This is a genomic window from Mesorhizobium sp. M0998 (assembly GCF_040318885.1).
Taxonomy (GTDB): Bacteria; Pseudomonadota; Alphaproteobacteria; order Rhizobiales; family Rhizobiaceae; genus Mesorhizobium.
In genome coordinates, this window is record NZ_JAMYND010000009.1 from 68,423 (window position 1) to 81,056 (window position 12,634).

General features: G+C 58.4%; 9 protein-coding genes and 1 pseudogene. 4 read left to right on the forward strand and 6 right to left on the reverse strand.

The annotated features are described in order from the left end of the window. Positions 1-64: 64 nt before the first annotated feature. The 3 genes from nodC to NKH59_RS11015 are packed head-to-tail and all read right to left on the reverse strand — an operon-like array spanning position 65 to position 2,654. Positions 65-1,390, reverse strand: coding sequence for a chitooligosaccharide synthase NodC (nodC, locus tag NKH59_RS11005; RefSeq protein WP_352466667.1), 1,326 nt, complete (start codon positions 1,388-1,390; stop codon positions 65-67). Positions 1,391-1,404: 14 nt separating this feature from the next. Further along, on the reverse strand, positions 1,405-2,064 hold the full coding sequence (nodB, locus tag NKH59_RS11010) for a chitooligosaccharide deacetylase NodB (RefSeq protein ID WP_352466666.1): 660 nt from the start codon (positions 2,062-2,064) through the stop codon (positions 1,405-1,407). Beyond that, a complete protein-coding gene (locus NKH59_RS11015) occupies positions 2,061-2,654 on the reverse strand; it encodes a NodA family N-acyltransferase (protein WP_352457034.1) in 594 nt (197 codons plus the stop codon). The genes nodB and NKH59_RS11015 overlap by 4 nt, the downstream gene beginning before the upstream one ends. 268 nt (positions 2,655-2,922) lie before the next feature. Here NKH59_RS11015 and NKH59_RS11020 point away from each other — a divergent pair, with 268 nt between their 5' ends. Continuing rightward, a complete protein-coding gene (locus tag NKH59_RS11020; protein ID WP_352457033.1) occupies positions 2,923-3,852 on the forward strand; it encodes a LysR family transcriptional regulator in 930 nt (309 codons plus the stop codon). A gap of 117 nt (positions 3,853-3,969) precedes the next feature. Here NKH59_RS11020 and NKH59_RS33495 read toward each other — a convergent pair. The 3 genes and pseudogenes from NKH59_RS33495 to NKH59_RS11030 all read right to left on the reverse strand — a co-directional run. Then, positions 3,970-4,207: pseudogene (locus NKH59_RS33495) on the reverse strand (IS1634 family transposase); the annotation flags it as partial. Between the two features lie 445 nt (positions 4,208-4,652). After that, on the reverse strand, positions 4,653-5,684 hold the full coding sequence (locus NKH59_RS11025) for a LacI family DNA-binding transcriptional regulator (protein ID WP_352466665.1): 1,032 nt from the start codon (positions 5,682-5,684) through the stop codon (positions 4,653-4,655). A gap of 302 nt (positions 5,685-5,986) precedes the next feature. Continuing rightward, the gene (locus tag NKH59_RS11030) at positions 5,987-7,315 is read right to left on the reverse strand and encodes a dicarboxylate/amino acid:cation symporter (RefSeq protein ID WP_353021792.1); all 1,329 of its coding nucleotides are present in this window, start codon (positions 7,313-7,315) and stop codon (positions 5,987-5,989) included. A 997-nt stretch (positions 7,316-8,312) separates the two neighbouring features. Here NKH59_RS11030 and nifA point away from each other — a divergent pair. From nifA to NKH59_RS11045, 3 genes are all read left to right on the forward strand, one after another. Beyond that, positions 8,313-10,085, forward strand: a complete 1,773-nt coding sequence (gene nifA / locus NKH59_RS11035; RefSeq protein WP_502908696.1) for a nif-specific transcriptional activator NifA — start codon at positions 8,313-8,315, stop codon at positions 10,083-10,085. A 237-nt stretch (positions 10,086-10,322) separates the two neighbouring features. After that, positions 10,323-11,462, forward strand: a complete 1,140-nt coding sequence (gene hisC, locus NKH59_RS11040) for a histidinol-phosphate transaminase (RefSeq protein ID WP_352472406.1) — start codon at positions 10,323-10,325, stop codon at positions 11,460-11,462. Between the two features lie 91 nt (positions 11,463-11,553). Next, the gene (locus NKH59_RS11045; RefSeq protein ID WP_353021794.1) at positions 11,554-12,594 is read left to right on the forward strand and encodes an LLM class flavin-dependent oxidoreductase; all 1,041 of its coding nucleotides are present in this window, start codon (positions 11,554-11,556) and stop codon (positions 12,592-12,594) included. The last annotated feature ends 40 nt before the right edge of the window (positions 12,595-12,634 follow it).

Below are 12,634 nucleotides of genomic sequence, written 5' to 3' on the forward strand. Positions count from 1 at the left end.
GTCCACCTCTCGTCTACCTAGGTAATTAGCGATCACTCGTCGCCGCAGATGTTGCTCGACAGCGCTAATCCCGAAGAATCCGCGCAAGATTGAGCCTGCGAAGCGGAGCCGCATGCGGTGAGAATTCTGCCCTGCTTGATCCAGTGATCGGAGTTTGGGTGGGGGCCTGTTTTCCCCCAGTGTTCGATGTAGCGACAGCAGAGCTTCGCGACAGCCAATCGCTATTGCTCAATGTACACAGCGCGTAGGCCTTCAAGGGAAGTAAGAGAAAGATGTTGATGAACGTGTGCAGGGAAAAGCCCAGAAATCGAAACTGTCGAGCACGAAATGCTACCACGCTGCATCGGAGCATGGTCATGGACACAATCATCAGTCCTGTCCACCAAGGCACAGTGCCTGTCAGTGCGAAATGTGCGAGGCCCGTTAGTACCGATAGGGCGAGGAGTAGCGGCCCGAGATTCTGTCCGACCACGTCCAACGTGAGATAGCTATTGAGGCCGGGCAGCAAGCGCAGCCCAAGCAGCGTGTCCCGGAATGTGCTTCGTGCCCAACGGAGTTGTTGGCGCAGATACGGTCCGAGTCTGTTCGGAACGACTGTGGCCGCGATGGCGCCCGGAACGTACTCGGTTCGAAAGCCTGCTTTCAGCATGAGGATAGTGAGATGGCGATCCTCCCCGAAGTCGCTTGGCTTGCCCCGAAAAAATTGCGACTCGTACTGGTCCAGTAACAAAAGGAGCGCAGACCGGCGGTACATGGCACATGGGCCGCAACAGCACATAACGGCACCGAAGCGAGCCTGTGCCGCGCGCTCCTCGTTGCAAGCCAGCCAGTACTCCATGTCTATCAGCCTTGTCAGCCAGCTCTCGCTCCGGTTACTGGCAATCAACTGACCCATGACTGCGCCGACCGCTGGATCTCGCATCTTCGGTACAAGCTTGGTGATGACGTCGGACGCGAGTATCGTGTCTGAATCAACGTTAAGCACCAAATCCCCGGATGAGCGGCGTATCGCGGCGATCTGCGCCTTGCGCTTTCCAACATTCTCGGGAAGCAAAATGATGTCGAACCTAGGGTCGCGCGCGTAGGTTTCGTGGACAGTTCCTACGGCTTCGCGATTTCCAGAACCGTCATCAACCACATAGACCCGAAGTCTTCCGGCGTATTCTTGGTCTGCAATGGACGCCAGGCACTCTGAAAGCGTGCGCGGATCCTCGTTGAAGCAGGGGACGATGACATCCACGCTGGGCAGTTGATCGGAGCCGACGAGATCCTCCAACGCCGATGAGTCGTTTGTCGGCAGAGCATAAATCCCCTGCATGCTCTTATAAGCAGTCGAGAGCAGTGCATAAAGCGAAATGGCCACAGTGCTGGTTGTACCAAGAAGAGTCATGGGATCTCGTTTGTTCAGTGATGTTGAGGAAGTGAGCGGATTACAAATCCGCGCTCATGAAGTGCTGGAATCAGACGGGACAGCGCCGTGACCGTCTGGTCGCGCAGACCGGCGTGAGCGCCCTGGCTCAACTCGCCGGGAGGGCATCCGTCGTGCAAGAGTACGATTGCGCCCGGCCGGACAGAGGCGAGCACGGTATCGATAATCGCGTCGACCCCAGGGCGAGACCAATCTCGAGGGTCGACGGACCAATGGAGGGCCGTCAGCCCGGCGATCTGTGACGCTGTGAAGATTTCTTCGCTCCAGGCGCCGTAGGGCGCGCGAATATAGCGCACCGAGGCCTGAGGGCACGCCCTCATGATGGCGCCGTTCGCTTCAAAAATCTCACGTTGCACTTCGCCGAAGCCGCATTTGTACAGATCCGGATGAGTCATCGTGTGGTTGCCTAGCTCGTGCCCTTCTGCAAACATTCGTTGGATTAGATCCGGGTGCTCTAAGGCGTAGGCGCCGATGACGAAGAAAGTCGCCGGCACCCGCTGCTCTGCCAACACATCGAGAATCTCCGGTGTGAAAAGTGGATTGGGACCGTCGTCAAACGTCAGATAAACGCTGCGACGGCCGGTGCCGTCAGAGCACTCACGGCGCACCTCGTACAAGCAATCGGGACGGCTCATAGCTCTGGTCCGTTCCGATCGATCATCGTGCCCGTGGGCCATTCGCTGATCGGCCGTCCAACTGGCAGAACAATGGTGAGTGCGTCATCGATGCGTGTGGGCGGCAGGTCGAGGCGCGCCTCTGGTCGGGTGGAGCGCACGCGAATTCCCGACAAAACGGCCAAAGGGCTGTATCGCCGCGCGAACCTCTCAACATGATTCCGCAGCGCGTCCCGGACGGTTCCGAAAGCGAATGGAACGCCAAGCTCCTGCAGTATTGGAAGCATGACATGGATTGAATGGGCGATTCCGAGACCCTCAAGATCCGGACGTACCCCGTACAGGCCCAGCTCAGCCACCAACAGATCGACCGCGTCAACCTTGATGAAACGGCGCAGTATGCCCATGTGAGCCGCTACACCGCTCGAATCATAGGCGATTGCGCGGAGTTCAGGCCTGGCTCCGGCCCAGCTTCGACTACCTTCGAACGGTTCTGCGTTGGACGCCCCAGTCGGCCCGTAGGTATTACGAAAGAACTGGGCGAGCTCGACGTGGTCCGAGAGCTGCAACTCGTTTTCCCAGCACAATTTCCACTGCACCTGAGGGCGCATTCAGGACCTCTCTTCAAAATGGTTTCTTGCGGGCCGCATTACCCGGCCAAAGCGGCGGCGTTGTTGGCTGCACTCAACCGTTGTCGTTAGCGACGGTGAGCCAGCCGGTGGGGCTCGCCAATGAGCTCTCTCGATGTTCCCGCCCGTGTGGCGGCGCCGTCGATTTGAGCTTGACGTCGGTCATTTACGTTCCTCTAATGCATGGTTCGTAAATTCGTAAAATTGATTGTTTAGATGATGCCCATCCACACGCTGGATAGATCAGGATATGCGGTTTAAGGGGCTGGATCTGAATCTCCTCGTTGTGCTGGACGCTCTGATCAGGGAGCGTAAAGTCACTGCCGCGGCCAACAGTATTAATCTGAGCCAGCCGGCCATGAGCGCCGCCGTCGCTCGGTTACGCGCCTACTTCAGCAATGAGCTATTTACGATGAACGGCCGCGAGCTCATTTTGACACCGCGCGCGGAGGGGCTTGCCCCAGCAGTCCGGGACGCATTGCTGCACATCCAGCTATCGATTATTTCCTCCGACGCCTTTAACCCAGCCCAATCGGATCGTCTCTTCCGAATCATGCTTTCCGATTACCTCACGCTCGTGCTTTTTAAGAGGATCGTAGAGCGTACTGCGCGGGAAGCTCCCGCCGTCCGCTTCGAATGTCTGCCTATTTGCGACGACCCCGAGGAGCTTCTCCGGCGCGGCGACGTTGATTTTCTGATTATGCCGGAAGTGTTCATGTCGAAACATCCTCGCGCAGCCCTGTTCGAAGATATGCTCGTATGCGTAGGCTGCGGCACGAACAAGCAGCTGTCAGAGCCACTTACATTCGAGCGATACTTGTCGATGGGGCATGTCGTGCTCAAATTCAGGCACACCCGGCAGCCCACCATGGAGGAATGGTATTTGCTCGAGCACGGGTTCGAGAGACGTATCGAGGTCGTCGTACAGGGCTTTAGCCTGATCGCGCCGGTCCTATCAGGCACCAACCGCATCGGGACCATGCCCTTACGGCTGGCGCAGCATTTCGCAAAAACAACACCCCTGCGGATTGTCGGACTTCCGCCGCCACTTCCTCATCCCGCATTCACGGAGGCCGTCCAATGGCCTGCGCTTCACAACACTGATCCGGCAAGCCTGTGGATGCGGGAAATGATGTTGCAGGAGGCATCTCGCCTGGCGCCTTTGCTTGAAAGCTATTGAGCGTCTCGGGCACGACCATCCGACCTTGCAGTTTAAACACCGCCCGCAAGAATATGTCATTAATCAGCATGTTAGGCGCGCTCCGGCGCGTGTTACCACTACGTTTTGGGGGTGATCTCAGGCGAGTTGTTCGTCGAGGTTGTGTGGCAGAGCGATGCCAGCTGCCTTCAAAACGTTGCCCACTTTGGCCGTGACGTGGTGGTGACGACGCGAGCATCCTTTTCGATGGTGGCTTCCTGGAGGCGGTCGCGATCGCGTAGGAACGGTTGCCATTCGGGCGTCAGGCCTTTGGCCCGGCAGAGCGGCGCAGTTCCTTGCTGAGTACGAGGGCCAGGAACGAGCAGAACACATGTCCGGGTTGGTACTGAATTGACTGCCGCCTCCGATTTCGCGTGCGAAGTCCCAGAAGGTGTTTAGCCCCACTCAAATGCCAACTTTGCCGGCCATGCCGCGGCTTTTCACGCGGCCAGGCGAGGAGATGGCGGTCGACGAGGTCGATACCAATGGACTGTGCCGGCCTCGCTCGGCTACTGGCGTGAGGCCTCCTTGACGACACCGCCCTGCACCGACAACGTCGAGATGTTGGCAATGAAGCCGGTCGAGGTCGACGCTGCGGATGTAGGCAATTTACCTCGCGCTTCGGGCTGAACGCGCGGCCGATCCGTTCACCCAATCGGCGCTTCATCCTGGGCCGCGGCTGAGGCCTGTGGGGTGCGGCTACCCCGCGTGGATGGGATAATCAATCAACTTTCTCTCATTCATGAAAGGAAACTCCCCGCTTACGATAGAAGCCATCAGTTTCATATATTTTCCGGCAGATGGATGTCGAACGGCAGAAATGTCTGTCCTGGTGTTTCAGCAGTGCCGGTCTCGATAGCCCGCGTCATCAGCGTTATCAGCTCCTGGGAAAGCCGGCGCATTGGCGTGGCGACCGCCATCGTGATGATGTTATCAGCGAGTGCCGCCCGAGATTCCGGCGTGATTTCATTCACGATCGCGACGAGATCGCGACTTTTACCCTCTTCCCGGACCGCGGAGATGGCGCCCTCCATGCCGCCCCCGGCGACATAGAAGCCGACGAGCTCGGGTTCCCGCTGCATGAGATCAAGCGTTGCCTCGTAGGTGACCTGCCGTTTCTCCAGGTTCACAAGCGGATCGAGCACCTCGAACGTCGGCGCGTTCTCACGGCAATAGGAGCGAAAGCCGACGTCACGGAGCTCGTGCCCCTGGAAACGATGGCTACCGACAAACACCGCCACCTTGCCGGGCCGTTTTGCGACCTTGGACACCATCCAAGCGGCCGTGCGCCCCACCTTGCGGTTGTTGAGGCCGATATAGCCCTGTCGCACGCCGGCGGCGAAGTCGGAAAGCAGCGAGAAAACCGGAATGCCTTTGGCCTTGAGGTCCTCAACCGCTGCTGTAATTTTTGGGTGGTCCGGTGCCACCATCGCGATCGCATGGCAGCGTGCGCCCAAATCCTTGAGCGGTGCGATTAGGTCGCTCGGCATATGTGACGGGGCGAATTGGATGAGCGGAATGCCGTGGAAGGACTGGGCCAAATTGACCGACGCTTCGACCTCGCGCGCAAAGTCTTGGTAGAAATGCTGGGCCGGTTTTCTCAAGATGAAGCCCAGGCGGTAGCACGGTAGGTCTCGCCGCAAGCGCTGCTTGATGAGCCCGGCAGCATGATAGCCGATCGCGTGGGCGGCGTCGTGGACCCGCCGCGCGGTCTCCTCGCGCACCGGATGGCGGGCGTTCAGAACCCGATCGACCGTTGCTACGCTGACTCGGGCTTCGCGGGCGAGATCGGTAATTGTGGGGCGCTTGGTCATGGGTCCTATTCTGATTGGTTTTTGACGCAGGCTGGCTCTCTGTCACCTAGCGCGATTCGACAATGCTTTCGGGTGGGCAAAGTGAAGACGCCCGCATACTGAATGATCGACAGCGTATTGGACTACTCCAGACGTAGACCGGCCGGGTATAACGGAAGGTTCATTCGCTTAGGGCGGCGATGATTTGCACTCACACATTTAGCGCTTCTGATACATGGTCCGTGAGGCGCCGTTTAGAGCCTGCGAGTCGATCGTTCAGGTCATGTGACCAGCTTGGCGAAACCGGTCGCGGTGCGTCGCCCTTAATCGGCGGAGGATAGCCGGTTTGATGCCTCGGCAAGCTGATGACCGCAGAAGGCGGCTTTCATCTGCGCTTGGTCCAATTCTCCTTCCCAGCGGGCGACGACGAGGGATGCCACTGCGTTACCAACGCAATTCGTCAACGCCCGGCATTCGGACATGAAGCGGTCGATGCCGAGTATCAGGGCCATCCCAGCAACGGGAACACTCGGAACTACGGCGAGCGTAGCAGCCAGGGTGATGAAGCCCGCACCTGTCACACCTGCAGCGCCCTTGGAGGAAAGCATCGCAACGAGCAGCAGCAGCACCTGATCGCCGATTGACAGATCGGTGTTCGTCGCCTGCGCGATGAAGAGGGCCGCCAGGGTCATGTAGATATTCGTGCCGTCCAGATTGAACGAATATCCGGCCGGGATGACGAGACCCACAACCGAACGCCTGGCGCCCGCCTTCTCCATCTTCTGCATGAGCGAGGGGAGCGCGGCCTCCGAGGAGGACGTTGCGAGGACAAGCAGCAGCTCTTCCTTGATGTAGCGAATGAGAGAACAGATCGAAAAGCCGTTGTAGCGGCAGACCGCGCCGAGAACCCCGAACACGAAGAGGAAGGCGGTGAAATAGAACGTCGCGACCAGCATCGCGAGGTTGACGACCGAACCGATGCCATATCTGCCGATGGTGAAGGCCATTGCGCCGAAAGCGCCGATCGGCGCGGCTTTCATCAGAATGCCGACGAGCTTGAAGACAGGCGCGATGAGCGCCTGAAGGAAGGAAACGACAGGCTTGCCCGTCTCTCCGGCCATCGCGAGCGCCATGCCGAACAGAACCGAGAAGAACAGCACCTGCAGGATGTCGCCTTCCGCGAAGGCGCCGACTATCGTTGGCGGGATGATGTTCATCAGGAAGCCGGTGACCGACTGCTCGTGGGCCTTTGCGGCATAGGTATTCACGGCCTGGACATCGAGCGAGGCCGGATCGATGTTGAGGCCGGCGCCAGGCTGGACGACATTGGCGACGATGAGGCCGACGATCAGCGCCAGCGTCGAGAAGGTGAGGAAATAGACCATTGCCTTGCCGGCGACCCGGCCGACCTTGTGAAGATCGTTCATGCCGGCAATGCCGGTCGCAATTGTCAGGAAGATGACAGGCGCGATGATCATCTTGACCAGCTTGATGAAGGCATCACCCAGCGGCTTCAGGCTCTCGCCGGTCCCCGGATAGAAATAGCCAATTGCGACGCCGAGGGCGATGGCGGCAAGCACCTGCGCGTAAAGCTTGGCATAGAAGGGTTTGCGGGGCGCGGGACTCGCGCCGCGGACTTGTGCAGCTGACACTGTTTCTCTCTCCCTGACCGGATCGAGGTGGCGTGACTTCTCCCGGGCTTCTCCCTATCGCGGCGCTCCGGTCGAACGCTGCACCAAGGCCGCCGCAATACCCATGCCAAATGGATCCGCATGACCTGAACTGACGTTGGGCTCGCCAATGATGGGATGAGCGGTGGCACAAGACGGGAATGACAAGGCCGCCGTCCAGCACGCGCTTGATGTTCTCCGGCAGATTGCCGGTCGATCTCTCTGGCTTGCGGTTTTGCTGCACATCGTGGCGGGCTCCTCGGTTTGCCGACTTTGGGAAGGGCCGCATCGCTGGCACGAGGGCGCAGAATTGCCGTGTTCTTTGCCGCGCTCCCGCTGCAGCGACAGCTTGAAAGCGACGTCGAGACGTAGGGATTGACGCCGCTGGTGCTGACCGCGACGATGCGGTTCAGAAGTTCCGAGCACCGCCGAGAAAGCCGCGCTCGACCGCCACCTTCGCGCCTTCACACGCGACGCCGCCGCCTTATCTGTGTCATCAATATCGAGGAAATGGCGGTTGCCGCGACCGACCAGTGTCGTCGGCAGTGATTATCGCTCCCGCCCCTGGTTCGCAGGCGCTGGTGACTGGCACGGCCCGGCAACTCGGCGCGGTCAGCCGCTCGGGCACCGCATCGCCGGCGCCGTATTTCTGTCGTTCAACATCGCCGACAAAAATTAGAACTGATGAATTCTATCATAGGCCGCGAGGTTTCCTTTCACGAATGAAAGAAAGCTCGATTGACTATCCCGCCTCGCTCCAGTCTTTTGAAAATCAACGTGTGGTTGCCCCCGTGCAAGCCGAGAACGTGGCCAAGCTTCGTGGAGGGAGAGCCAAGCGATGCGTCAGGGGTCGACCCGCTTTGCACTCGACCACACGGCGGTGGCACGAGTTCACGTCAGAGCATTTTCGCGCTTGCCCGCGACGTCGCGGGCGCACATGCCGCCGGCATGCATTTCATGGCGCGAGATCGAGGATCATATGCACCACAACATTCCCAAATCAGAACAAAATGCCAGCGAGTGCCGCATTTCGCTTCCGGATGCGAAAAGGGCTTACCCAAAGTCCGAGATGAACACCGCGGTCCCTTTTGTGCCATCGCACGAGCACGCGCTTACCGGCATCTTCGAAATATCGAAAGTACTCACCGACCCCGCCCGGCTCGAAGTCACGTTGGCCAAGGTCGTCGATCTCCTGCCCTCGTTTGTGCAGATGCGGCACGGCATCATCGCTCTCTTCGACGCTGAGGGCGTACTGGACATCACCGTAGTCACCGGCTGCGACGAGAACAGCGATGAGCGCTCCCGCATGCGCCTGCCGCGCAAGGCAATCGATCTGATTGTGACGACGGACACGCCGCTCGTCGCCGAGAACATAGCGGTGCATTCGGCCTTCACTGCCGCTGACATAGAGGTGCTTGGGGCCTCCGACACCGTGTCCTTCATCGGCGTTCCCATTCGTGTTGATGGGAACGCCGTAGGCACGCTGACTATCGACCGCGCCTTGGACACCAGGTCAACGTATCGGCTCGATTATGATGTCCGGCTGCTCACCATGATAGCCAACATGGTGGGACAGACAGTCAAGTTGCACCGCTTCTCCGCGGGCGACCGCGAACGACCGACGGAGGTGGAAGATCGGCTGCAAACGCAATTCTCTGATGTCAAGCACCCTGCACCGCAGCGCAAGAAGGTTCACGTCAAGGGAATGATTGGCGACAGTCCGGCGCTAAGCGCGCTGCTCGAGAAGATCGCAGTGGTAGCTAAGGCAAAGACCACGGTTCTGTTGCGAGGCGAATCCGGTACCGGGAAGGAGCTGGTCGCGAAGGCAATTCACGAGTTGTCGCCGCGCGCCAAGCGGCCCTTCATCAAACTCAATTGTGCAGCGCTGCCAGAGACAGTCCTGGAATCCGAATTGTTCGGTCATGAGAAGGGTGCCTTCACAAGCGCGTTCAATTCCCGCAAGGGTCGCTTTGAGCTCGCCGACAAGGGGACGTTGTTTCTGGATGAGATCGGCGAGATCTCGGCCTCCTTCCAGGCAAAGCTACTGCGCGTGCTGCAGGAGCAGGAGTTTGAGCGCGTCGGCAGCAACCAGACCATCAAGGTCGACGTTCGCGTGATTGCCGCCACGAACAGGAACCTTGAAGAGGCGGTTGCAAGGAATGAGTTCCGCGCCGACCTATATTATCGCATCAACGTGGTTCCCTTGCTGGTGCCGGCGTTACGCCAAAGGCGCAGCGATATTCCGCTCCTCGCAGCTGAGTTTCTCAAGAATTTCAACGATGAGAACGGCCGTACGCTGACCTTCGATCCGCGTGCGATTGAAGTACTGATGAAATGTGAATTTCCCGGCAACATTCGCGAGCTTGAAAATTGCGTGCACCGGACAGCGATCCTGGCGGAGGGACGATCAATCGGGAGAAACGACTTTGCGTGCTCCCACGACCAATGCTTTGCCGAGGCGCTGCGGAAGAGCAGATCGGGCAAGGCCGCGCTGCAACCAGCGCCAATCCTGCCAGAGGCAGTGAATCCGGCCACGCCTCCGGATGCGGCCGCTCGTTCGGCCGCCACCACAGTCCCGCCTGCCGGAGCAACCCACTCATTGGGCGCGAGGACCACCGACGCCGAGCGCGTCATTGCTGCCATGGAAAGATGTGGCTGGGTGCAGGCAAAGGCGGCGCGCCTGCTTGGACTGACCCCGCGCCAGATTGGCTACGTGCTGAGGAAATACGGCATCGAGGTCAAGCGTCTGTGAAAGCATGACTCAGGCGGATTAGCTGAGACCGCTTAGCGGCTTGGCCCGCGCAGGGATGCAGATCCGCGTCCGCGTCAAGTCGATCCGACCGAGGACAGCCTGGCCGAATTCCCGTCGTGGCAGCCGGCGTTGCGACCATCTTGTGAAAGGCGACGCTGCCATCGTCAATCCGTCCGCCATGTTGCTCTCGTTGCGAGCTCATACGGATGCCCTGTGCGACTGAAACGGAGATAAAATATGTCCGATGCAAAACTGCAAGCTGTGCTTTCGTCTCTTCCGCAAGGGACGCGACAGTTAGATGCTCTGCCGTCCAACGGACCAGCGCCGGACAGAAGTTTTGTCAAGCTGAATACGAATGAGAACCCGTTTCCGTTGCCGCCAATCATAATGCAAAGTGCAGTGGCGGCCCTCCAGCGCCAGTATCTGTATCCGGACGACGATAACATCAGCTTGAGGGAAGCAGCGTCCAATACCTATGGCGTATCCACGGATCAGGTCATCGCAGGCAACGGGTCGTCTGAACTGCTCGGACTCATCTACAGAGCTTTCCTCGCCCCTGGCGACAAGGTGGCGATGATATCGCCAGGGTTTTCGTTCAACCGCAAACTTGCCATGTTGCATGGTGCTGAGTTTCTCGAGATCGGATGTCAAACTCATTCGCTGCCAATGGAGCAATTGCTTTCCGGTCCGGCAAAAGACGCCAAGTTCATTCTGGTGGCCAATCCAAACAATCCGACCGGAACATTCCTCTCGATAAGCAATATCGAACGCCTCGTGGCACAATCGGATCGCCTGGTCGTCCTTGATGAGGCCTACGTCGACTTTGCACCCGATCACGGGCTGCGCCTCATCAACCGTTATTCGAACCTTCTGATCTTGAGAACATTTTCGAAGAGCTATGCCGCCGCCGGCATTCGCGTCGGTTTCGGTTTCGGTCACCCTGAGATTATTGGCAGGCTGCGCAACATCCAGAACGTCTTCAACATGAACGTGATTGGGCATGCGGTTGGTATCAGCGTGCTTGCGCATCGCGGCGCCTACGCAGAGAACCACAAGCACATCAGACATGAACGACAGCGAGTGACAGCCGCACTGTCGCAACTTGGATTTTCCGTAACGCCCTCCCACGCAAATTTCTTGCTAGCCCGTGTGCCAGCGGGACAGGACGGCTCATGGTGGCAAGCAGCCTTGGAAAGGCAAAAGATACTCGTTGCCTACTTTCCGGACAATGGTTTGGAACATTGCATCCGCGTCAGCATCGGCACAAAAGAGCAATTGGATGCATTTCTTGCTGCCGCTCGCGATATAGTTGGAAGCTTAAACATACCAAGCACCACGGGCAGGGGAGCGTCAGGCTCTGCTCGTTCGGTACGCTGACGCTAATCCGATATCACACATTGCTATCTTTAGACTTGCTTGGTCACCCAAGCACGACAACATTTTTCTTTAAAGTCGGGGACAATATCGAGTGACAAACGTCTTTCCTTCAAACCTAGCCTTCGGCATCTTCGATCATCTGGACGAGGACGGCCTCGATATCGCCCGGCAGTACGAAGATCGCCTGATATTAGCAGAGGCGTGCGATCAGCTAGGGTTCTATGCCTATCATCTCGCAGAGCACCACTGTACCCCCCATGGGAGAGGCCCATCGCCGAATCTGTTCTTATCGAGCGTCGCCCAGCGCACCCGGCGCCTGCGTCTCGGACCCTTGGTGATGCTGCTTGCGCTTTATCATCCGCTGCGTGCGTTCGAAGAGATCTGTATGCTGGACCAGTTGAGCGGTGGCAGGCTCGAACTGGGCATAGGGCGCGGTGCTCTCCCGATCGAATTGGGTTACTTCGGGATTGGTGCGGACGCGGTGCCGGGCCGCTATGCGGAAGCCAGCGAAATTCTTATTGAAATACTTGTTAATGCGATGAAGGTCGGCACCCTGCGCTATCAAGGCCACCATTTTGAGCTCAATGACGTTCCTTTGACGCTAAGACCTCATCAGCGTCCACATCCGCCCACATGGGTCGCCGCCAATCGACCCGAGTCCGCAGCCTGGGCCGCTGCGAATGGAGCAAATATCGCGTGTGTAGGACCTTCCTCTTTTGTTCGCAAAACTACTGATGCGTTCCGCGCCTATCAAGAGGACAACACTGGCGCGGGCGATCGAGCGCCATTTATTGGATTGCTCCGCATGGTCGTGGTTGGGCGTTGTGACACACATGCCTATTCGCTCGCGGCACCTGCTTACGAACGATGGCTCAAGAGCTTCCAATTCCTTTACGAGCTTAACGCTATCCCCACTCCACCCAACCTGCCGCTGACCTTCGATGCGGCAGTCGAGAGTGAATTGTGCGTGGTAGGATCAGCAGGGTCTGTGCGAGAAGCTCTGCTCAGTCAGTTGGAAGAGGCAGGTGCTAACTACCTTCTTTGTCAACTGGCATTTGGGAATCTGCCGCTCGATGCTTCCCTATACACCGCGACGACCATTCAATCCGAAATCATGGCTCGACTTGGCTGACCATGAAATTCGCGGTCTGATCCGAAGGTAAATCGTTGTA